The sequence below is a fragment of the Glutamicibacter sp. X7 genome, from assembly GCF_054889245.1.
The window spans coordinates 1,377,046-1,399,706 of the sequence record NZ_CM142678.1 but is presented as its reverse complement, the minus strand read 5'-3'; the positions used below and the strand labels follow the sequence as shown (position 1 = coordinate 1,399,706).

17 protein-coding genes and 1 tRNA gene are annotated in these 22,661 nt (G+C 65.5%); 4 read left to right on the top strand and 14 right to left on the bottom strand.

What is annotated here, in order from left to right; genetic code table 11:
• Positions 1–45 precede the first annotated feature (45 nt).
• The 6 genes from rho to argS form a co-directional block, all read right to left on the bottom strand.
• Positions 46–2,229, bottom strand: a complete 2,184-nt coding sequence (rho, locus tag ACYU0X_RS06900) for a transcription termination factor Rho (protein ID WP_461902537.1) — start codon at positions 2,227–2,229, stop codon at positions 46–48.
• A 332-nt stretch (positions 2,230–2,561) separates the two neighbouring features.
• Complete coding sequence (thrB, locus tag ACYU0X_RS06895; protein WP_418908969.1) at positions 2,562–3,509, bottom strand: homoserine kinase; 948 nt, start codon at positions 3,507–3,509, stop codon at positions 2,562–2,564.
• A gap of 108 nt (positions 3,510–3,617) precedes the next feature.
• Positions 3,618–4,715, bottom strand: coding sequence for a threonine synthase (thrC, locus tag ACYU0X_RS06890; RefSeq protein WP_418908968.1), 1,098 nt, complete (start codon positions 4,713–4,715; stop codon positions 3,618–3,620).
• Between the two features lies 1 nt (position 4,716).
• The gene (locus ACYU0X_RS06885) at positions 4,717–6,006 is read right to left on the bottom strand and encodes a homoserine dehydrogenase (protein WP_418908967.1); all 1,290 of its coding nucleotides are present in this window, start codon (positions 6,004–6,006) and stop codon (positions 4,717–4,719) included.
• A complete protein-coding gene (gene lysA / locus ACYU0X_RS06880; protein ID WP_418908966.1) occupies positions 6,003–7,427 on the bottom strand; it encodes a diaminopimelate decarboxylase in 1,425 nt (474 codons plus the stop codon). Before lysA ends, ACYU0X_RS06885 begins: the two co-directional genes overlap by 4 nt.
• A gap of 2 nt (positions 7,428–7,429) precedes the next feature.
• Positions 7,430–9,073 (bottom strand): arginine--tRNA ligase, encoded by a 1,644-nt coding sequence (gene argS / locus ACYU0X_RS06875; protein WP_461902536.1) that lies wholly within the window; start codon positions 9,071–9,073, stop codon positions 7,430–7,432.
• A gap of 147 nt (positions 9,074–9,220) precedes the next feature.
• Between argS and ACYU0X_RS06870 the strand changes: the two genes are divergently transcribed.
• Positions 9,221–9,293, top strand: a tRNA-Arg gene (locus ACYU0X_RS06870).
• A gap of 114 nt (positions 9,294–9,407) precedes the next feature.
• Entirely contained in the window at positions 9,408–11,090 is a 1,683-nt protein-coding gene (locus ACYU0X_RS06865; RefSeq protein ID WP_461902535.1) for an HNH endonuclease signature motif containing protein, read from the top strand.
• A 98-nt stretch (positions 11,091–11,188) separates the two neighbouring features.
• Here the strand turns inward: ACYU0X_RS06865 and ACYU0X_RS06860 are convergent, their stop codons facing one another.
• The 3 genes from ACYU0X_RS06860 to ACYU0X_RS06850 form a co-directional block, all read right to left on the bottom strand.
• Positions 11,189–11,980 carry an ABC transporter ATP-binding protein gene (locus ACYU0X_RS06860; RefSeq protein ID WP_309407753.1) on the bottom strand — a complete coding sequence of 264 codons (792 nt, stop codon included), beginning with the start codon at positions 11,978–11,980 and terminating at the stop codon, positions 11,189–11,191.
• On the bottom strand, positions 11,973–12,893 hold the full coding sequence (locus ACYU0X_RS06855; RefSeq protein WP_461902534.1) for an ABC transporter permease: 921 nt from the start codon (positions 12,891–12,893) through the stop codon (positions 11,973–11,975). Before ACYU0X_RS06855 ends, ACYU0X_RS06860 begins: the two co-directional genes overlap by 8 nt.
• Before the next feature lie 109 nt (positions 12,894–13,002).
• Positions 13,003–13,986, bottom strand: a complete 984-nt coding sequence (locus ACYU0X_RS06850) for an ABC transporter substrate-binding protein (protein WP_418908962.1) — start codon at positions 13,984–13,986, stop codon at positions 13,003–13,005.
• A gap of 438 nt (positions 13,987–14,424) precedes the next feature.
• Between ACYU0X_RS06850 and hrpA the strand changes: the two genes are divergently transcribed.
• The gene (gene hrpA / locus ACYU0X_RS06845) at positions 14,425–18,369 is read left to right on the top strand and encodes an ATP-dependent RNA helicase HrpA (protein ID WP_461902533.1); all 3,945 of its coding nucleotides are present in this window, start codon (positions 14,425–14,427) and stop codon (positions 18,367–18,369) included.
• Here the strand turns inward: hrpA and ACYU0X_RS06840 are convergent.
• From ACYU0X_RS06840 to ACYU0X_RS06830, 3 genes are read right to left on the bottom strand one after another with little or no spacing between them, the layout of a single operon-like run.
• A complete protein-coding gene (locus ACYU0X_RS06840; protein ID WP_418908960.1) occupies positions 18,366–18,794 on the bottom strand; it encodes an HIT family protein in 429 nt (142 codons plus the stop codon). The two genes, hrpA and ACYU0X_RS06840, sit on opposite strands and share 4 nt — an antisense overlap.
• Positions 18,795–18,843: 49 nt before the next feature.
• Positions 18,844–19,707, bottom strand: coding sequence for a sulfurtransferase (locus ACYU0X_RS06835; protein ID WP_418908959.1), 864 nt, complete (start codon positions 19,705–19,707; stop codon positions 18,844–18,846).
• On the bottom strand, positions 19,704–20,396 hold the full coding sequence (locus ACYU0X_RS06830) for an MBL fold metallo-hydrolase (protein ID WP_461902532.1): 693 nt from the start codon (positions 20,394–20,396) through the stop codon (positions 19,704–19,706). Before ACYU0X_RS06830 ends, ACYU0X_RS06835 begins: the two co-directional genes overlap by 4 nt.
• Before the next feature lie 151 nt (positions 20,397–20,547).
• Here ACYU0X_RS06830 and ACYU0X_RS06825 point away from each other — a divergent pair, with 151 nt between their 5' ends.
• Positions 20,548–20,934, top strand: a complete 387-nt coding sequence (locus tag ACYU0X_RS06825) for a Fur family transcriptional regulator (protein ID WP_418909315.1) — start codon at positions 20,548–20,550, stop codon at positions 20,932–20,934.
• A 28-nt stretch (positions 20,935–20,962) separates the two neighbouring features.
• Here ACYU0X_RS06825 and ACYU0X_RS06820 read toward each other — a convergent pair whose 3' ends face one another.
• Positions 20,963–21,790 (bottom strand): metal ABC transporter permease, encoded by an 828-nt coding sequence (locus ACYU0X_RS06820; protein WP_461902531.1) that lies wholly within the window; start codon positions 21,788–21,790, stop codon positions 20,963–20,965.
• A complete protein-coding gene (locus ACYU0X_RS06815) occupies positions 21,787–22,623 on the bottom strand; it encodes a metal ABC transporter ATP-binding protein (RefSeq protein WP_461902530.1) in 837 nt (278 codons plus the stop codon). The genes ACYU0X_RS06820 and ACYU0X_RS06815 overlap by 4 nt, the downstream gene beginning before the upstream one ends.
• Between the last annotated feature and the right edge of the window lie 38 nt (positions 22,624–22,661).

The window sequence follows — 22,661 nt, the reverse complement described above, 5'->3', positions numbered from 1 at the left end:
GTCTGTGCCCATCTCAGGTACCGGGCGCCGTCGCGCATCGGGTTGCTAGTCCTTGGCCGGAGTGGTCTTATTCACCAGCATCAGGAACTCGGCATTGGATTCGGTTTCGCGAATCTTGCCGGTCAGGATTTCCAAGGCCTGCTGCGGATCCAGCCCGGAGAGCATGCGACGCAGACGCCACATGATGCGCACCTCGTCGGCGCTCATCAGCTGCTCTTCACGGCGGGTCGAGGACTCGTTGACGTCCACGGCCGGGAAGATACGCTTATCGGCCAGCTTGCGGCTCAGGCGCAGCTCCATGTTGCCGGTGCCCTTGAACTCCTCGAAGATCACCTCGTCCATCTTCGAACCGGTCTCCACCAGGGCGGTGGCCAGAATGGTCAGCGAGCCACCGTTTTCGATGTTGCGGGCGGCACCGAAGAAGCGCTTCGGCGGGTACAGCGCGGCCGAGTCCACACCACCGGAGAGGATGCGGCCCGAGGCCGGGGCGGCCAGGTTGTAGGCGCGGCCCAGACGGGTCATCGAATCCAGCAGCACCACAACGTCCATGCCCATTTCCACCAGGCGCTTGGCGCGTTCGATGGCCAGTTCGGCCACCGTGGTGTGATCATCGGCCGGGCGGTCGAAGGTCGAGGCGATAACCTCACCCTTGACGGTGCGCTGCATGTCGGTGACTTCCTCGGGACGTTCGTCCACGAGCACCATCATCAGATGCACTTCCGGGTTGTTGGTGGTGATGGCCTGCGCAATGGACTGCAGGATCTGGGTCTTACCGGCCTTCGGCGGGGAGACGATCAGGCCACGCTGGCCCTTACCGATCGGGGCCACCAGGTCGATCACACGCGGGCCGACCTTCTTCGGGTCGGTCTCCAGGCGCAGACGCTCCTGCGGGTAGAGCGGCACGAGCTTGTTGAACTCGACGCGCTCCTTGTTGTCCTCCGGGGTCTTCCCGTTGACGCTGGTCAGCTGCACCAGTGCGTTGAACTTCTGACGCGGGTTAGGGGTTTCACCCTCGCGCGGGGCACGTACGGCACCGACGATGGCATCGCCCTTGCGCAGGTTGTACTTCTTGACCTGGCCCAGGGTGACGTAGATGTCGTTCTGGCCGGGCAGGTAGCCGGAGGTCCGCACGAAGGCGTAGTTCTCCAGCACATCCAAAATACCGGCGACCGGCAGCAGCACGTCGTTCTCGTTCAGCTGCGGCTCGTCGTTATCCTCACGACGGTTGCGGCGGTTGCGATTACGGTCGTTGCGATCATTGCGGTCGTTACGATCGTTGCGGTCGCGGTTGCGCTCGCGGCGGTTGCGGTTACGGTCGTTACGATCCCCGCGGTCATTACGATCGTTGCGCTCATTACGCTCGCCACGATCCTCGCGGTCCCCGCGCTCAGTGCGGTCGCCACGCTCGCTGCGCTCGTTACGGTCGCCACGCTCGTTGCGGTCATTACGATCACCGCGGTCGTTGCGGTCACCACGCTCGTTGCGCTCGGAGCGGTCGCTACGCTCCTCGGTGTCCTGCTTGTCCTCACCGGCGTCCGCGCGGTTGGACTCGGAACGCTCACGACGGTTGTTGCGTTCACGGCGGTTGCCGCGCTCGCGACGCTCGCTGCGCTCCTCGCCCTGAGTTTCGTTGTTGCCGCGCTCTGCGGAACCCTCCGCCTCGTTCTGCGCGGCGGTTTCTGCTTCGGCCTTCTTGCCGCGGCCGCCGCTGCGGCGTGCCTTTGCGGTGGACTTGGCCTCTTCCTCGGTCGGCTGTTCGGCCGGTGCCTCGGTCGCGGCCGGTGCCTCGGCGGCGACCTTGCCCGAATCGGTGGCGCGGCGCGAACCGCGGCGGGCGCGGGCCGGAGCCTTGGTTTCGCCCTGCTCGGCCGGGGCCTCGGCGGCAGCGGCCGCGACGGACTCGGCGGGCTGCTCGGCCTTCGAGGCGCGGCTGCGGCTGGACTTGCGCTTTGGTTCGGCCGGAGCTTCCGCGTTATCGGTCTCGGCCTTCGGTGCGGACTTGGCGGACGCCTTCGCGCCGGCCTTCGAGTCCTTGGCGACGGCCTCCCCGCGCTGATGTGCGCTAATGGTGGCGACCAGGTCGGCCTTGCGCATGCGCGAACCGCCGGTAATGCCAAGCTGGGAGGCGAGCTGCTGCAACTGAGTCATCTTCAAAGATGCCAGTCCGGAGCCCTTGGGGGTTGAAGTCTTGTTGTCCACGCCTTCGACGAGGCTCGTGGTTTCGGTCACGAATGTTCCTTCTGACTCGTTTCGATGAACCGGTGATCCGGTTCTTGTGCCGTTAAACGGTGGCCACCGGCCGGCAGATATCCGACGCGACGACCCGCACGTACCGCCATTGAGACGAGCATGGCGGCACTGGGATGTGAAAGATTCGACAACTCGATGGCACGAGGCTGTGCACTAATAAGGGATGTCGAGATGCTGTGCGCCAGGGGGAACATCCGAAAGGCTGTACGAGCGCTGCGTGAACTTCCCACGCATAATCGCTTGCCTTGGCGCGAACCGACGAAAACCATCAACGGTCGCTGGAGCCTGAGTCCTTCGGACTGCTCGAAGCGCTACAGCACCTCTACTGTAACACCGTTGCGCGCCAGTGCGGGAATTTCTATGCGCCAACTTACCGGGTTCCCCGAGGCTTCGAGCTGTTCGGCGTAGCCCTCGATGAGCTGCTGGGCACGGTCTTCGTCGGCCTCGGTCGACACCAACGTCAGCACGGTCGGTCCGGCACCGGAGACCACCGCCGCCAATCCGGCCTCGCGCAGACGTCGAATCAGCTCGGCCGATTCGGGCATCGCCTCGGCCCGGTAGTCCTGGTGCAGGTAGTCCCGGGTACCGGCCAACAGGTGCTGCGGGGCGTGGCCGATGGCATGCACAAGCAGGCCGGTGGCGGCCGAATTTGCCGCGGCACGAGAGTGATCGATCTGTTCGGGCAGCACCGAACGCGCCGCATGGGTCGAAAGCCCCGTGGAGGGAATGGCTAGCACCGCACGCACCGCCGAGTGCACCGGCAGCGGCACGGCGGAAAATTCTCCGTCGTCGAGGCTGGCGGAAATGCTCAGGCCACCGAACACCGCCGGGGCCACGTTATCCGGGTGCCCCTCCCAGGCGGCCGCGGCCTGGAACACCGCCTGCGCTCCCCCGCGCAGGGCCGGTGGCAGCAGCGCGTCGGCCGCGGCATAGGCCGCGACGATCGCGGCGGCCGAGGACCCCATCCCGCGAGCATGCGGAATGTTGTTGGTGGCCTCAAGCCGCACGCCCACCGGCTCCACGCCACGTTCCGCCCAGTACTCGCGCATTTTGGCCACGATCAGGTGGCTTTCATCGCGCGGCAGACTCTCGGCGCCCTCACCGTGCACCACCACCTCGGTGTGCTCCGCGGTGCTGACCAGCAGTTCGTCGCGGTAATCCAAGGCCAGCCCGAAGGAATCGAAGCCCGGCCCAAGGTTGGCGCTGGTGGCCGGCGGGCAAATACGAAGGTGCTGGCCCAAAGCGATCGTGGCGCTCATAAGATGCAAGGCTCCTCGGCTGCGGGTGCGCTGGTGGGCGCACGGTGAAAAATGGGGATAAACGTTCGGCCGGGCCCGCGGGCCCGGCCGAATGGTCTTCGACGTGGGTTACAGACCCAGCGCCGCGGCGACCTCGACGACGTCGAAGGGCACCTTGGTCGGTTCAACCTCCGACCCATCAAGGTTCTTCAGGGCCCAGTTCGGGTCCTTCAGGCCGTGACCGGTGACGGTGATGACGATCTTCTTTCCGCTGGGCACATCCCCGGCGGCGTGGTGCTTGAGCAGTCCGGCAACACCGGCGGCGGAAGCCGGTTCGACGAACACGCCCTCCTTGGAGGACAGCCAGCGGTGTGCGGCGAGGATTTCCTCGTCGGTGACCGAGTCAATCAAGCCGCCGGACTCGTCACGCGCCGCCTCGGCCTGCTCCCAGCTGGCCGGGTTGCCGATGCGGATGGCGGTGGCGATCGTGTCGGGCTCGGTGATCGGGTGACCGGCCACGATCGGGGCGGCACCGGCAGCCTGGAAGCCCCACATCACCGGCGTCTTGGTGGCTACCGGGGCAAGTACCTCACCGGCCTGGTTGGTGTATTCGGAGGCGTACTCCTTATAACCCTTCCAGTAGGCGGTGATATTACCGGCGTTACCCACCGGCAGCAGGTGGTAGTCCGGGGCGTCGCCCAGGAAGTCCACGACCTCGAAGGAGCCGGTCTTCTGCCCCTCGATACGGGCCGGGTTCACCGAGTTAACCAGGAACACCGGGTAGTTTTCGCTGAGCTTGCGGGCCACCTCGAGGCAGTTATCGAAGTTGCCATCCACCTGCAAAATATCCGCGCCGTGCGCCACGGCCTGGGAGAGCTTGCCCATGGAGATCTTGCCGTCCGGCACCAACACCGCACACTTGAGCCCGGCCTGGGTGGCGTAGGCCGCGGCCGACGCCGAGGTGTTACCGGTGGAGGCACACACCACGGCCTTGGCCCCGGCGGCCACCGCCGCGGTCATCGCCATGGTCATCCCGCGGTCCTTGAAGGACCCGGTCGGGTTCATCCCCTCGACCTTCAGGTACACCTCGTTGCCGGTCAATTTCGACAGCGCCGGTGCGAACACCAACGGGGTGCCGCCCTCGCCGAGGGTGACGACCTGGGTGTTCTCGTCGACCGGCAGACGGTCGGCATATTCGCGGATTACGCCGCGCCACTGGTGAGCCATGCTAGTTTCCTTCAACTCGCAGAACGGACTGAACTTCTAAGACCGCGTCCAGCTCCTGCAGGGCAGCCACCGTGGACTGCAATGCCGCTTCGGAGGCCTCATGGGTGAGAATGCGTAGCTGAGCACCAGACTTCTCGGCGCTCACCTGCTGGTTCATGGCTTCGATCGAGATCTCGTGGCTGCCGAAGACGTCGGCGATACGCGCCAGCACACCCGGCTCGTCGGAGACCGAAAGGCCGATCCAGTAGCGGGTGGTGATCTGCGTGAAGTCCAGCATCGTGGCCGACTGCGCCTGCGAGGAGGCCGGCAGCGGGCCGCCGGAAACCACGCGGCGAGCCACGGCCACCACATCGCCCATCACGGCGCTGGCGGTCGGGGCGCCACCGGCACCGGCACCGTAGAACATCAGATCGCCGGCGTTTTCCGCCTCGACGAAGACCGCGTTGAAGGCCTCGTGCACGCTGGCCAGCGGGTGCGAACGCTTAATCAGGGCCGGGTAGACGCGCACCGAAATGCCGGCCTCGGACTTCTGCGCAATGGCCAGCAGCTTGATGACATAGCCGGCTGCGGCCGCGGCCGAGACGTCCTCCGCGGTGATCTCGGTGATGCCCTCGGTGTGCACCTGGTCGGAGGAGACCGTGGTGTGGAAGGCCAGCGAGGCCAAGATCGCAGCCTTCGCCGCCGCATCATGACCGCCGACGTCGGCCGTGGGATCGGCCTCGGCATAGCCCAGCGCCTGGGCCTGGGCGAGCACGTCGTCGAACTGGGCGCCGGTGGAATCCATCGCGTCGAGGATGAAGTTGGTGGTGCCGTTGACGATGCCCATCACCTTGGTGATCTGGTCGCCGGACAGCGAATCGGCGATGGGACGTAGAATCGGGATGGCCCCGGCCACCGCGGCCTCATAGCGCAGCTGCGCGTCGTTCTGTTCGGCCAGTTCGGCCAAGGCGGCGCCCTCAGCGGCGATCAACGCCTTGTTGCCGGTGACCACCGAGGCGCCGCGGCGCAGGGCGGCGGCGATGTAATCCCCGGCCGGCTGCAGGCCGCCGAGCAGCTCGATCACTACATCGGCGCGTTCGATCAGCCCATGGGCGTCGGTGGTCAGCAGCTCGGGCGGCAACTGGACATCGCGCGGGGCGCCGATATTGCGCACCGCCACGCCAATCAGTTCCAGGTTCGCGCCGGCGCGGGTGGCCAGCTCCTCGCGCTGCTCACGCAGGATCCGGGCCACCTGGGCACCGACGGTGCCGCAACCCAGCAAGGCAATTTTCAAGCTTTTTTCGCCGCTCATTTAACTCCCATGTCGCGGGCCAACAAATCGGATTCGGTCTCCCTGCGCACGATCAGACGTGCTTGCCCGTCGCGCACGGCCACCACCGGCGGACGGGTCAGGTAGTTGTAGTTGCTCGACAGCGCCCAACAGTAGGCGCCGGTCCCCGGCACGGCCAGCAGGTCGCCCGCGCTCACGTCGGCCGGCAGGTAGGCATCCTTCACGACTATGTCACCCGACTCGCAGTGCTTGCCAACTACGCGAGAAATAATCGGCTCCGCCTGCGTCATACGGGAGGCCAAGGCCACCGAATAATTCGCGTCGTACAGCACCGGTCGGGCGTTATCGCTCATGCCGCCGTCGACGGCCACATATCGCCGCGGATGCAGGCTTCCGGCCGCGTCCTCAACCTGCACATCCTTGCGCACCCCCACCTCATAGAGGGTGAAGGTCGACGGTCCGACGATCGCGCGCCCCGGCTCGATGGAGATCCGCGGGACGGCCAGCTCGAGCTCGGCGCTGCGCGCGGCCACCACGGCGGCCATCTGCTCGGCCAAGACGCTCGGCGTCGAGGGGGTATCCACCGCGGTATAGGCGATGCCGTAGCCGCCACCCAGATCCAGCTCGGGCAGCTGCACGCCATGGGTGTCACGCACCCAGCCCAGAACCCCGAGCATGGTGCGTGCGGCCATGGCGAAACCGTCGGCATCAAAAATCTGCGAACCGATGTGCGCGTGCAGGCCCAGCAGCTCGATCCACTCATGTTCCAGCGCAAAGTCGATGGCCGCATGCGCCGGAATGACCCCATCGGGCCCGGACAGGATCGATAGGCCGAACTTCTGGTCCTCATGGGCGGTGGCGATGGCCTCGTGGGTCGAGGCGTGCACCCCCGGGGTCAACCGCAGCATCACCTTGGCGCGCTGCTGAAGCCCGGTGGCCAGTCGGCCCACCCGTTCGAGCTCATCGAGGGAGTCGACGACGATGCGTCCGACGCCCATCTCAATGGCCCGCGTGATTTCCGCGGCCGACTTGTTGTTCCCGTGCAGCGACAGCAGCTCACCGGGCACCCCGGCGGCCTGCGCCACGGCCAACTCCCCGCCGGAACAGGTATCCAAACGCAGTCCCTCGGCCACCACCCAGCGGGCCACCTCCGTGCAGAGGAAGGCCTTGCCGGCGTAGTACACGTCGACCCCGCCGCAGAGGTCGGCGAAGGCCGCATCAAAGGCCGCCTTGAAATCCGCGGCGCGCGACCGGAAATCCTGCTCATCCATGACGAATAGCGGGGTGCCGAATTCGCGGGCCAACTCGCTGACCGGCAGGCCGGAGACGGCCAGCTCGCCACCGCTATCGCGCGCGACCGACGCGGCCCACGCCGCCTGACCCAGCTCGTTCGGGTCCTGCGGGTAGTCCAACCACTGCGGGGCTAATGCACTGCGCGCCATCGCTACATCTTCTCCGGGGCGCTCACACCCAGCAGGCCCAGCCCGTTGGCCAGTACCTGGCTGGTGGCGTCATTAAGCCACAGGCGGGTCGAGTGCTCGGCGGTGACCTGGGTATCCTCGCCCACCGGGGTGATGCGGGTGGCGGCGTACCAGGAGTGGTAGGCGGCGGCGACCTGCTCCAGGTAGCGGGCAATGCGGTGCGGTTCGCGCGATTCGGCGGCACCGGCAACCACCGAGGGCAGCTGACCGAGCACGGCCAACAGGTCATTCTCCGTGGCGTGGGTCAGCAAGCTGGCGTCGAACTCACCACGGGTCACGCCCTTGGCCTCGGCTTGCCGGGCGGCGGCCCGCGAGCGTGCATGTGCGTACTGCACGTAGTACACCGGGTTGTCGTTGCTGTTCTTCCTCAGCTGCTCCGGATCCAGCGCGATCGGCGAATCGGCCGGGTAGCGGGCCAACGAATAACGCAGCGCGTCGGCCCCGATCCACTCGATCAGGTCGCGCAGCTCGATGATGTTGCCCGCACGCTTGGACAGCTTCGCGCCGTTGACGCTGATCAGCTGGCCGATGAGCACCTCAATATTGTGCGACGGGTCATCGCCGGCGCAGGCGGCGATGGACTTCAGCCGGTTCACATATCCGTGGTGGTCGGCGCCCAGCAGGTAAATCTTCTGCTCGAAACCGCGGTCCTTCTTGGACAGGTAGTAGGCGGCGTCGGCGGCGAAGTAGGTCGGCTCCCCGTTGGCACGGATCATCACGCGATCCTTGTCGTCACCGAAATCGGTGGTGCGCAGCCACACGGCGCCGGCGTCGTCGAACACATGGCCCTGTTCACGCAGGCGCGCCACCGCGTCGTTGACCGCCCCGGCATTGTGCAAGGTGGCCTCGGAGAAGTACACATCGAAGCTCACCCCGAAGTCCGCCAGGGTCCGCTTAATGTCCGCCATCTGCGCGGCATAGGCCAGCTCGCGGATCTGCGGCAGCGCGGTTTCCAGCGGCTCGTCCTTCAGCTGCGGGGCCTGCTCGAGGACGATATCGGCCAGTTCCTGAATGTACTCGCCCGGGTAGCCTCCCTCGGGCACCGGCAGCGAATGCATCCGGTTGTACACGCTGGTGGCAAACACGTTCATCTGGTTGCCGGCGTCGTTGATGTAGTACTCGCTGGTCACCGCGGCACCCGAGGCACGCAGCACGCGGGCGATCGCATCGCCCAGCGCGGCCCACCGGGTGTGCCCGATATGCAGCGGTCCGGTGGGGTTCGCCGAAACGAACTCCATGTTGATGACCTGGCCGTTCAGCGACTGGTTATGACCGTAGGTGCTACCGGCCTCGACGATGGTGCGCGCCAGCTCGCCGGCGGCGGCGGCGTCGAGGGTGATGTTCAAGAAGCCCGGGCCGGCGATGTCCACGGAGCTCACCCCGGGGACCTGGCTCAGCCGGGCGGAGAGCAACTGAGCGAAGTCGCGCGGCGCCATGCCGGCCTTTTTGCCCAGCTGCAGGGCGATGTTGGTGGCCCAGTCCCCGTGCTCGCGACTTTTCGGTCGCTCCACCCGCACGGTGTCGGGAAGGTCGACGGTGATCTCACCGGCGGCGACGGCCTCGGTAAGGCATGCGGATATGGCTGTGGAGAGTTCTTCTGGAGTCACCGTTCAAGAATACCGAATGGTAGGGGTTATTCGACCACTTCATGACGTCAATCCGCTCACGTCAACGGCGGCGCCACGCAGCCCTCCGACCCGATTGTGCCAACCGCCCCACCAGCTGATAAGCTCATATCCGTCGCACAGCGGCATGCCTCCGTAGCTCAGTGGATAGAGCGTCTGTCTCCGGAACAGAAGGTCGAAGGTTCGATTCCTTTCGGGGGCACTTTTTGTGCCCAAAATCCTCCCCCGGCCCGCCTGCGGCCGGGCTGGTGGCCACTTCTCCACAGTTCGCCAGCACCTGGGAAATTCACCTTTCACCCTGCCCGATGATCGGGGCATGGAATTTCACGCCATTGCCGGTGCCGTCGCCACCCTCCGCGAGGCCTGCACCGAGTCCGGCCCCGAGCTTGCGACGAGTCTGCTCGCCGAGCTCGACGAGCTCGCACTGACTCTGGTGCAACAGTGCGCTGCGGCCGTCCAATCACGTGAGGATCCCCGACTGCTGCTGGCCCATGCCAAGCGCACCGAAGAACTTTACCGACACGCAATTCGCGAGCAATTGCGCTGCGCCGCGGCGGCCGAGCTGGGCGCCGCCCACGCGCTGCCACCGGAAACCTACGACGAAATAGCCGCGGGCACCTGCGACTACCAGGGCACGGCCGAGCTCACCGGCGGGCGGTCCTGCTACCAGGACACCAGTGACCTCCTAGCCGGATGGCTGAAAGTCGACTACTTCGAGGCGCGTACCCGCGTCGCCGATGCCCACCTATTGGTGGCGCGCCCCACCATGGCTGGCACCGGCACCACTGCACGGTACAGCCAACTGGCCGATAGCTTCGACGCCACGGATATCGATCCCCGTGCCGTGCGCCAGGTCGCCCGCAAGCTCGCCAAGGCCGAAGGACCCGACCTGATCTCCGAGGGCACCCCGAGTGAACCGTGGCTACGCTGCCCCGATGGCCGCACCGTGGAAGAACGGGCCACCGACCTTTTGCACGGCGAAGACCCGCGCACCGCCGCCAAACAGATTTCCGAGCTCCTTCGGCAGCAGGCACCGGCGCAACAGTCCGACCCCGAACTAGGGCTCTTTGCCCGGCCCACGCGCGGCGCGGTGCACGTATTCACGCTACACACCACCGCCGCCGGCGCGGAACTGATTCGATCGGCCATGGCACAAGCGGATAATCCGCGCACCCAGGCCGGCGCCGAGGCCCGCCGCCAGCGCACCGATTTAGCCAACGGGCAAGAACCCGAGTCGGCGGATGGGGACACGCCCTCGTGGCTGAGCACCGATCAACCGGCCCCGAAGTGGGCCGGAGTGAACGAGCCCTCCCCCAACCTCGGCGCGCCACCGGCCACTGAACCAGAACCCGCACCAGAATCGGGAGTCACGGTGGCCGAACGCCGCCTGAACGCGGTGCTCGACAAATTAGGGGCGGTGCTCCCCGGGGCCCGCGAAGCCAACGAGCCAACAGAGCTGGCAACAGTCCCGGAGTTGGCCGCCCTGAGTGAGCCGTCGGCGACACCGCGGCGCATTGCCCCCGAAGTCATCGTGCATATCAACCTCGAAGATCTCACCAACCTGGCCGATGGACGGGGAATCACCGCCCATGGGCTGACCGTCGGGCCCACAGATTTACGGCAGATGCTCTGCGAGGCCGAGGTAGTACCCATGGTGCTCAACGGTCGCGGTCAGGTGTTGGACGTGGGTCGAGCCCAACGGCTCTTCCCTCCGCCGATCAAAAAAGCCATCATCGCCCGCGACCGCGGATGTATTGTCCCGGGCTGTACCGCGCCGGTCGAACACCTAGAGGCCCACCACTATAAGAAATCGTGGAAAGACGGCGGGCACACCACGGTCAGTAACGGGTGCGCACTGTGTAGCGCCCACCATCACGCGGTACATGCCGGCCAACTGCAGGTCATCGAACATGCGGGCCTACCCCATGTTCTGCTCCCCGCCCATCAAGACCCCTTGCAGATTCCCCGGCGGAATAACTACTGGCGGCAGGTCGCATAACGACGAAACGCCGCCGTCGGAAGCGAGTCTTGCTTCCGACGGCGGCGTCTAACAGCCGTCCGGGCCCCACAGAGGATCATCTCAGGAGCATCGCCGCCTTACTGCAGCATCGTGCGGTCATCGAGCTGAGCGCCCTTGATCTTCTCGAATTCGCCCAGCAGACCCTTAACGGTCATCTTCGACTTGGCCTCGGCATCGAGATCCAAGATGATCTGACCGTCGTGCATCATGATCAACCGCGTGCCGAGCGCCAAGGCCTGCTCCATATTGTGCGTCACCATCAAGGTGGTCAGCTGATGCCGGTTCACGATCTCGTCGGTCAGCCGGGACACCAGGGCCGCACGCTGCGGATCCAGCGCGGCGGTGTGCTCGTCGAGCAGCAGGATTTTCGGCTGTGAGAAGGTCGCCATGAGGAGGCTCAGCGCCTGGCGCTGACCGCCGGAGAGCAGACCGACCTTGGTCTTCAGTCGGTGCTCCAAGCCCAGCTCGAGGCTGGCAAGTTCATCAATGAACAGCTTGCGACGACGCGCCCCGACACCAAGTCCGAGCCCGCGGAAACGACCGCGGGCGTAAGCCAGCGCCATATTCTCTTCGATGCTCATACTCGGTGCGGTACCCGCCATCGGGTCCTGGAAGACGCGGCCAATGTATTTGGCGCGCTGGTAGTCAGCCAGTTTGGTGACGTTCTTACCGTCGATTCGCACCGCACCCACATCGGGCTGGAGCTTGCCGGCCACCATGTTCAACATGGTCGACTTGCCAGCACCGTTCGAACCGATAACGGTCACGAACTCCGCGGCACTAAGGTTCAGGTTGATTCCGCGCAGGGCCTTGCGCTCGTTGACGGTACCCGGGAAAAAGGTCCGCGAAAGATTGGAGATCTCAAGCATTGCTGCTCACCTCTTCCTTGGTCGGGGTGTCCTGCGGCTTATTGCCCTTGAAAGACTTGACCATCTTCTGGAATCCCTTCCAGCGCGGTAGCAGCAGTGCCACGACCACCAGAATTGCGGAGATCAGCTTCATGTCGTTGACTTCCAGGCCGGCCATCAGCGCGAACTGGATCACCAGGCGGTAGATCACTGCACCGAGGACGACGGCCAACGCGGCCAGCCAAATGTAGCGCTGGGTGAAGATTGCCTGACCGACGATCACCGAGGCCAGACCGATCAAGATCAGACCAATGCCCATGCCAACATCGGCGAACCCTTGGTACTGGGCGATCAGTGCGCCGGAGAGCCCCACCAAACCGTTCGAGAGCGCCAAACCTAGGATCTTCTGGTTGTCGGTGCTCACGCCGAAGGAACGGATCATCTGCTCGTTGTCACCGGTTGCACGCATGGCCATGCCGACCTCGGTGTGCAGGAACCACACGATAATTGCCACGAAAATCAGGCAGACGAGGAACAACACACCGATGGCCGGGCCGGAGCCGAGCCACCCGGCCTGACGCAGCGGGCTGATCAGGGTGTCTTCTCCCAGCAACGGGACGTTGGCCTTGCCCATGATGCGCAGGTTAATCGAGTAGAGCGCGATCATGGTGAGGATACCGGCGAGCAGACCGTCAATCTTGCCCTTGGTGTGGAGCAAGCCGGTAATAACGCCGGCGATCATGCCGGCGAAGAAGGCCAGCGCGGTCGCTACCCAGGGGTTGACCCCGTTGACGATGCTGACCGAGGCGACGGCCGCCCCGGTGGTGAAGCTACCGTCGACGGTCAGGTCGGGAAAGTTAAGAATACGGAACGTCAGATAGACGCCTAGGGCCATAATGGCGTAAATCAGGCCCAGTTCAACCGCTGTGATCATGGTGGGATCCTTGCGTCGAGGAGGAAAAGTTGCTGCGCTGTTGGGTCACGACAAAGGCGAGGCGACGTGCTTAGCTCGCCTCGCCTTGATCGTCATCGCCGTTCAGGGGTTAGTAGACCTCTGCGGCTTTCTCCTTCAGCTCGGCAGGAATCTCAATCCCCACCTTCTTCGCGGCACCTTCGTTGATGTAAAGATCGACGTCGGTCAGGGTCTCCACCGGCATGGACTTGGCCTCGGCTTCACCCTTGAGCAGCTTGGCGGCCATGGCAGCGGTCTGCTTGCCCAGCTTTTCGTAGTTGATGCCATAGGTCGCGGTTGCACCACGTTCCACGGACTCACCGTCGGCGGCGATCACCGGCACCTTCTTGGACTGCGCGGTTTGCAGCAGGCCTTCAAGAGCGGAAACCACAGCGTTGTCGGTTGGCACGTAGTACGCGTCGACGTCCAGGGAATTCGCGGCCTGCTGAACCTCGCTAGGCGCCGAGATAGCGGCTTCCTTGATGTTCAGCCCCAATTCGGCGGCGGCTTCCTTGGCCCAGGTGACCTGGCTGGCGGAGTTCACCTCACCGGAGGAGTAGACGATGCCGACGTTCTTGGCATCCGGCGCAAGTTCCTTGAGCAACTGCAGCTGTTCCAGCACCGGGTTCTTATCCGAGGTACCGGTGACGTTGCCACCCGGTGCCTCGAGCGAGTCGACCAGCTTGGCGGCGACCGGGTCGGTGACCGCGGAGAAGACCACGGGGATGTTGCTGATGGACTGTGCGGCGGCCTGTGCGGTCGGCGTGGCCACGGCCAGCACCAAATCCATATCCGAATCGGCGGCGAATTTACCGACGATGGAGGTGTTGGTGGCCTGGTCGGCCTGAGCGTTTGCGAAGTCGTACTCCACCGAGCCCGCGTCGTAACCGGCCTCGCTCATACCTTCCTTAAAGCCTGTGACAACGGCGTCCAGCGAAGGGTGCGAAACGTACTGGGCGATGCCGATCTTCACGGTCTCACCTTCCGGCACACCGCCCGACGAACCTCCGTCTTGACCGCAGGCGCTCAGTGCGAGCGCTCCCGCCGCGGCCAGAGCCGCGAATTTTGTCGCCATGAAACGCTTCATTGCTTTTCGTCCCTTTCACAAGTTCCCTGCGAGTAATGACCACCGGCGGCACATCGCCCGGGGTACGGACGATGGGACATACGGCCATGTGGGAACAGCCGGCCGCCCCGTCAGTGGGTACCCACGATCTTACCTGTGAATGACCTCACTGTGACCATGAATGTGGCACGAGTACAGACAAATGTCTCGAGATAAGGCCTGAGGATAGAAATTATGACCACAAACCAACCACGTCGGTGAATTTTTGTATTCCAACACGCAGACTGCACCGGCAAACGGTAGACAATCGGAAAATTTGACATCCATTTCGCATCTTTGTTGGACGTCGCGTGATAGGCATCGACCGCGCGTATCGACGGCCCGTCGTTGCCCCTTGTAGGGCGAATGTCGGCTCTGCGAAGACCGGCGCATAGAATGGGCCCTACCATGGCGATCAGCATCTCTTATCCCGAAGCACTTCCCGTGTCCGCTCGCCGCGACGACATCATCGACGCGATCTCGAAACACCAGGTGGTCATCATCGCCGGTGAAACCGGGTCGGGTAAAACGACTCAGTTGCCCAAGATGCTTCTCGAGCTCGGCCTGGCACGGCACGGGATGATCGGGCACACCCAGCCCCGGCGACTTGCCGCACGCACCGTGGCCGAGCGCATCGCCGAGGAACTGGGCACCAAGATCGGCGACGAGGTCGGCTTCCACGTCCGTTTTACCGGTGAAGTCTCGCGCAACACCAAGCTGAAGGTGATGACCGACGGCATCCTGCTCGCCGAGATTCAACGCGATAAGTTGCTGAAAAGGTACTCGGCGATCATCATCGACGAGGCCCACGAACGCAGCCTGAACATCGATTTCTTGCTCGGCTACCTCAAGCAGATCATGCCCAAGCGGCCGGATTTGAAGATCATCATCACCTCCGCGACCATCGATCCCGAACGCTTCGCCGCGCACTTCGCCTCCCCCGACCCGCAGGGCGATCCGGTCCCCGCCCCGATCCTCGAGGTCTCGGGACGCACCTTCCCCGTCGAGCTTCGCTACCGCCCCTTGCAGGTCGAGGCGGAAACCGCCGACGAAGACGCCTCGGAGTTGGAAGACGACCGTGATCCGCTCGACGCGGTCACCGACGCGGTCCTCGAATTGTCGCGTGAAGAGCCAGGCGACATCCTGATCTTTTTCTCCGGCGAGCGCGAAATCCGCGATGCGGCCGACGCTCTGCGCTCACTGATTAGTTCGACTCGTGCTTTGCGGAACTACGAGGTGTTGCCGTTGTTCGCCCGGCTCTCGCTGGCCGAACAGCATAAGGTCTTCCATCCCGGCTCGGCTCCGCGCATCGTCTTGGCCACCAACGTCGCCGAAACCTCGTTGACCGTCCCGGGCATCAAGTACGTGATCGATACCGGCACCGCGCGCATCTCGCGCTACTCGCACCGCACCAAGGTGCAGCGCCTACCTATTGAACGCATCTCTCAGGCCAGCGCCAACCAGCGTTCGGGTCGTTGCGGCCGCGTCTCCTCTGGCATTGCCATCAGGCTCTACGCGGAGTCCGATTACGAGTCGCGCCCGGAGTTCACCGATCCGGAAATTCTGCGCACCAACCTCGCAAGCGTCATCCTGCAAATGATTTCCCTAGGCGTGGTGCCCGATGCGAAGGCGGTCGCGGAGTTCCCCTTCGTGCAACCTCCAGAGTCGCGGGCGATCTCCGATGGTGTGAATCTGCTGCGTGAGCTGGGAGCGCTCGACGGCGGCGCCAAGGCGCAGGTCACCGAGATCGGCCGCAAACTGGCGATGCTGCCGCTGGATGTGCGACTGGGGCGGATGCTCCTCGAGGCGGCCGAGCGTGGGGTGGCCAAGGAGTTGATGGTGCTCACCGCCGCCTTGAGCATTCAAGACCCGCGGGAGCGCCCCAGTGAGGATACCGGGCAGCGGGAACGTGCCGCCGAACTGCACCGTCGTTTCACCGACGAGAAGTCGGACTTCATCTCGTTGCTGAATCTCTGGGCCTACCTGCAAGAACAGCAGCGCGAGCTTTCCTCCTCGGCGTTTCGTCGGCTGTGCCGCGCCGAACACATCAACTATCTGCGCGTGCGCGAATGGCAGGATCTCTTCACCCAGCTACGCCAGTTGGCCAAGTCGCTGGGCATTACGGTGGCCGCGGCCGCCGTCGATCCGGCCGCCAATGAGGATCAGGTGCATATCAGCCTGCTCACCGGCCTGCTGGGTCACGTCGGGCTCTACGACGAACGCAAACGCGATTACCAGGGCGCCCGCGGCACCCGTTTTGCGATCTTCCCCGGGTCCGGCCTGTTCAAGAAGTCGCCCAGCTGGGTGATGGCCGCCGAACTGGTGGAAACCTCGCGACTGTGGGCGCGGACCGTGGCCGCCATCGATCCGGCGTGGATCGAAGAGGTCGCCGCGCCGCTGCTCAAGCGTAGCTACTCGGAACCACACTGGTCGCGGCGCAACGGGTCGGTGATGGGCTACGAGAAGGTGACGCTCTTTGGGCTGCCGGTGGTGCCGCAACGTCGCATTCACTACTGGCGGGTGGACCCGGCGGTGGCCCGCGAACTGTTCATCCGCCACGCCTTGGTGGAGGGCGACTGGCGCACCCACCACCGCTTCTTCGAACGTAATCGCAAGGCTCTGGCGGAGGTGGAGGAGCTCGAAACCCGGTTGCGACGTCATGATCTGCGGGTGAGCGACGACGATCTCTTCGCCTTCTACGACGCCCGGCTACCGGAGAAGATTTACTCCGAACGGCACTTTGACCGCTGGTGGAAAACGGCGCGCGCCAACGACCCGGCCTTGCTGGATTTTGACCCGCAAGCGCTACTCGAGGCCGACGCCGAGCAGCTAGCCACCGAGGACTTCCCCACCGTCTGGCGCCACGGCAGCGTCGATCTGCCGCTGCGCTACGAATACAACCCGACGGCGGCGCCCGGTGAGGGTGACGGGGTGAGCCTGCAGGTGCCGGTGGTCTTCCTCAACCAGCTCGAACCGCGACAGTTCCGCTGGCTGATCCCCGGGTTGCGCCACGAGCTGCTCACCGCGCTGATTCGTTCCATGCCCAAGGCGCTGCGCAAGAATTTCGTGCCCGCCCCGGACGTGGCACGTCAGGCGCTGGAGCAGTTGAACGCCGACTTTGACCCGGCCACCGACGAGCTGACCGAGGCGCTGGCCCTGGTGTTGCGTCGGTTGCGCGGCATCGTCGTCGACCCTGCGGTCTTCGATCTGGACACACTGCCCACGCACCTGCGTTTCGGCTTCGAGGTGCTCGACGGGCGCGGCAAGGTGCTAGGGAGCGGCCGCGACCTTCCGGCGTTGCAGCACCGGTTTGCCGCGGCTAACCGTGCGGCGCTGGCGACCGAGGTTTCCGGAGGTTCGACAACGGCCCAGCCGGGCAAGCCTTCGGGGGCGGCGCGTGCGGCGGCCAAGGGCAAATCCGCAGGGCGTAGCGCCCGCGGCAAGGGCGGCGCCGCCACGAAGTCCACCGGCTGGGAGCAGCCGGGGCTGAGTAGTTGGCCGGAGCTTTCCGAGGGCCGGATCCCCGAGAAGGTCACCACCGATGTGATGGGTCAGCAGGTCACCGCCTACCCCGGACTGGTGGACGAGGGCGACAGCGTGCGCTTGACGGTGTTCCGCAGTGCCAGCGAACGCGATGCGGCGCACCGCGGCGGGGTCATCCGGCTGCTGATGTTGCATCTGCCGTCCACGCAAAAGTTCGTGCTCGAACACCTGAGCAACACCGAACGTTTGGCCTTCAGCCAGAACCCGCACGGCTCGGTCGACTCGCTGATCGCCGACTGCACGCTGGCGGCGGTGGACCGGCTGGTGCCGGCCGACCTGCCCATGGACCGTACGGCCTTCGAGGCGCTCTTCGAGTCGGTGCGCGCCGAACAGATCGACACGGTCTTTTCGATCACCGCGGTGGTGGCGAAGATTTTCGCCATTTCCACCCGGATTGCCAAGCAGCTGAAGTCCGGTGCCTCGCTGGCCATGTTCCAAGCGGTGAACGATATCCGTTCGCAGCTCGAGCAGCTGATCTATCCCGGGTTTATCGCCGCCACCGGTGCCGGGCATCTGGTGCGCGTGCCGGTGTATCTGCAAGCCATTGAGGTGCGCTTGCAAAAGCTCGCCGGCGGGGCGGTGACCCGCGACGGGCAGGGTCTGGCGATCATCCAGCGGCTTGAGGATGAGTACGACGCGGCCCTGGAGCGGGTACCCTCCGGCACGCGCACACCGGCGGCACTGGCCGAGGTGAAGTGGATGCTCGAGGAGATGCGCATCTCGCTCTTTGCCCAGGAGCTGGGCACCGCGTATTCGGTGAGCGAGAAGCGCATCCGCAAGGCCATTAAGGACGGGCTGGCCGAGCTCTAGTCCTCGGGAACGTGCTCACCGGCCCCGGCCGCACGCAATGCCGCGCGCAAACGCTGCGCGCTGCGTTCCATGCGCTCGGGGTCCGGGTTCGTATCGGCGTTGGCAAGATCGAAATCGGCCAGCGAGTTCGTCGGCCAGACGTGCACGTGCAGGTGCGGGACCTCGAAACCGGCGACCATCAGCCCGGCGCGGGCCGAGCCGAAGGCCTCTTTCTGCGCCCGACCGATGATGGCCGAAACCTTCATCAGGTGGGCCAGCAATTCGTCATCGGCGTCGGTGAATTCGTTGATCTCCGCGCGCGGCACCACCAAGGTGTGTCCGTCGGACAGCGGCCCGATGGATAGGAAGGCCACACAGGTCTCATCGCGCCAAATGAAGCGACCGGGGATCTCACCGTCGATAATTTTCGTGAACAGCGTGCTCATAAGGACCTTTCTGTGGTTCGTCGACCGCGGCGAGGCGGCGAGTTCGATCCTACCGCCGGTCGCGGTGCTTTTCGTCGCTGGTCACCACCGGCGCCTGCGGGTAGGAGACGTACTGCGAGTAGCTGCCCGGGTAGAGCGCCAGGGGTAGCCCGGCTAGTTCGGCGGCCAGCACCTGGTGAGCGGCGGTAACCCCCGAACCACAGTAGGCCGCCGCGCCGGGCTGCTCCGATCCGGCCTGCGGCACCCCGAGCCTGCCAAAGGCCTCGCGCAGCTCGCTGCTGGAACGAAAGTGCGCCTCGGAGTTGAGGTTATCGGTGGTGGGCCGGTTCAGCGCGCCGGGAATATGCCCGGCCACCGGGTCGACCGGCTCCTCAATGCCGAGGTAGCGGGCCGTGGCCCGCGAGTCGATCAGCACCCCGGAGTACCCCTCGAGTTGCTCGTGCTCCAGCACCGGCATGGCACCCCAGGAGAGGTTGACCTGCCCCGGGGTGGGTTCGACCGGTCCGAGCTCCAGCGGGCCCTTGAGCTGCCGCCACGCCTCCAGCCCACCGTCGAGCACCCGCACCGAGGTGAACCCGGCGTGCCGCAGCAGCCACCAACAACGGGCGGCGGCCAGCGCCCCGGCGTCGTCGTACACCACCACCTGCGCGTCGTCCTCAATCCCCCAGCGGCGGGCGGCGGCCTGGAAATCCTCGGGGTCCGGCAGCGGGTGGCGGCCGGTGTGCTCCCCGGTGCGGCCCGACAGTTCGCGTTCAAGGTCGACGAAGACTGCTCCGGGCAGGTGCCCGGCCAGGTACTGTTCGACGTTGTCGGTGCGTCCCAGCACCCAGCGCACATCCAGCAACACCAGATTGGGGGTGGGGGCGTTCACTAGCTGCAGTAGCTCTGCGGCGCTGATCAGTGGGTTGCTCATCTCAGGTCCTCAATCGTGTAGCTGACGCCGGGGGTGAGCCGGCGGTAGGTTCGTTCGTGGGCCGTGGCGACCGCGCCGATTTGGCGGTCGAAAAGTTCCAGGCCGCGCTCGTTGAGCAGCCCGTCGTGAATTGGCACCCAGGTTTTCGCGCCGGTGGCCACCGCGAAGTCCACCGCCTCGGCCATTTTGGCCCATGGGGCCATCACCGGCAGCAGCAGCACCTGCGGGTTGAGCCCCACCGGAACCTGGTAGCTGTCCCCGGGGTGGAACACCTCCCCCTGCCCCAGCGCGTAGCCCAGGTTGGCCACCAGCTCGATGCTGTGGTGAATGGTCGCGTGGGTGCCGCCCAGGGCGCGCACCTGGATGCCTCCGGCGGTGAAGTCGGCGCCCGCAGCGACGGCTCGCACCTGGGAGCGCGAGGCCGGTGGGAGCTGCTCGCGCAGGCCCAGTGCAACTACCTGCGGGGCGAACACCTCCAGCGTGGGATTGTCCAGCACCGCTTCGAGCACCGACGCGCTGTGCACATGGTCCGGATGCTGGTGCGTGATCAGCACCGCGTCGACACCGTCGAACACGGTGCCGGGCGGATCGTCACTGGTCAGCTGGCTAAAGGATCCCGGGTCCAGAAGGATCGCGCCATCCACCGTCGTAACGGTGATGCAGGAGTGTCCGTGGCTTGTGATGCGCATGACACTAGCGTAGGCTCGCGGCACGCGGTGTGCTAGTCAACGCACCTAAGCGGCGTCGGATTGGCTAAAATTGAGGGGCACGGGCCACAGCCGGCGCGGGCGAGCAACAGCGAAGGATGAAGCAGCAGTGAAGGCGCAGAGCGAAACCCGCATGACCAAGCAGCGGCTGGCCGTGGCCGAGGCCCTGGCGGAGGTCGACGACTTCGCCACCGCGCAGCAATTGCACCGCTGGTTGCAGGACGCCGAACGGAAGGTGTCGCTGGCCACCGTGTACCGGCTACTGCAGTCGATGGCCGACGACGGGCTGGTCGACGTGTTGCGCTCGGGCGACGGGGAGGCACGTTTCCGCCGTTGCGAAACCGAACGGCACCACCACCATCTGGTCTGCCGCCGATGCTCGAAGACCGTGGAGGTGCTGGCCCCCGCGGTGGAGCGCTGGGCCGCCCGCGTGGCCGAGGAACACGACTTCAGCGACCCCGAGCACACCGTGGAGATCTACGGACTCTGCGCCAGCTGCCGCGAGGAGCTGGCCCAGTAACTCACCGGGCGGTCCCCCTACCTATGGCCTAAACCTGGTGGCGCTGCACCGAACGCAGCTTTTCCACCACGCGGCAGACCAGGTAGATCACGAAGGAAATCGTCGTGACATAGGGGCTGATGGGCAGCGAACCGGCCAAGGCCAGCAGAATACCGCCCAGCACGGCGCAGAGCGCGAAAACCACCGACAGCACCACGGTGCTCAGCGGCGTGCGCCCCACACGCAGCGCGGCCGCCGCCGGGGTGATCAGCAGCGCCAACACCAGCAGCGCGCCTACCACCTGGATCGCCATCGCCACGGCCAGGGCGAGTACCACCATGAAGGCGATGGACAGCCCGCCGGTGCGCACACCGCGGGCGCGGGCCACCACCGGGTCCACCGAGGCGAACATCAGCGGACGCCACATCAGCACCAGGGCGCCAAGCACCAGCACGCTCAAGAAGAGCATGGCGCCGAGCTGGGTGTCGTCCACCGCCACAATCTGCCCGGTGAGCAGGCCGAACTTATTGGCGCTGCGCCCCTGATAGAGCGCCAGGAACAAGATGCCCAGCCCGAGCCCGAAGGGCATGAGCACGCCGGTGATGGAGTTCCGATCGCGCGCCCGGGTGCCCAGCACCCCGAGCACCAGCGCGGCCACCAGCGAACCGATCACCGAGCCGGTGACGACGTCGGCGCCGATCAGCAGCGCAAAGGCGGCCCCGGCAAAGGACAGCTCGGCAATTCCGTGCACCGCGAAGGCCATATCGCGCATCATCACGAAGATGCCGATCACGCCGCCAACCAGGCCCAGCGCGGCCCCGGCGATCAGCGAGTTGGTGACCAGCGGTAGCAGCTCGGCATAATTTTCGAAGCTCATCGCCCCTCCTGCTCCGCGCGGTTCGCGCCGTGATGGTGTGTATGTGGGCCGCAGTCATCCAGCGAGGGCTGTCCGGCGACGACGATGATTTGCCCGTCGACGCGCATCACCTTCACCGGTGCCTGGTAGAGCTCGCTGAGCACCTCGGAGCGCATCACTTCGTCGACGGTTCCGAGGTGGAAGCGGCCTCCGGCGAGGTAGAGGACGCGGTCGACGAAGGGCAGGATCGGGTTGATTTCGTGGGTGACGAAGATGACCGCCGCCTGCCGGTCCGCGGCCTGGCGGTGGATCACCTGGCTGATGGCCTGCTGGTGGTGCAGATCCAGGCTCAGCAGCGGCTCGTCGCAGAGCAGCACCTTCGGCTCGCCGGCTAGGGCCTGGGCGGCGCGCAGGCGTTGCTGCTCTCCGCCGGAAAGCTCGGACACCACACGGTCGGCGTAGCCGGTGGCGCCGACCAGCTCAAGTAGTTCGGCCACGCGGGTGCGGATCGCGCGGCGGCTGAGCCGCACCCCCCATCGCGTGCCGTCGACGCCAAGTGCCACCAGGTCTCGGGCCCTGAGCGGCACGTTGTCGCCGAAGGGGCGCTGCTGCGGGATGAGTCCGACGAGGTCGGAGCCGCGGCGCACCGGCTCGCCGGCAATGTGCACGGAGCCGGAGTTCAGCGTGGTGGTACCGAGCATCGTGTTGATGAAGCTGGTTTTGCCCGACCCGTTGGGGCCTAGCACGGCGATGAATTCGCCGGGGCGTACCTGCAAGTTCAGCTCATCCCACAAGACGCGGTCGCCGAAGGCCAGGCGCGCGTCGTTAAAGGACACGATGGGTGTGCTGTTCATATGTGGTTCCCCAACTCAAGTTGGTCCGCCTGCACCGA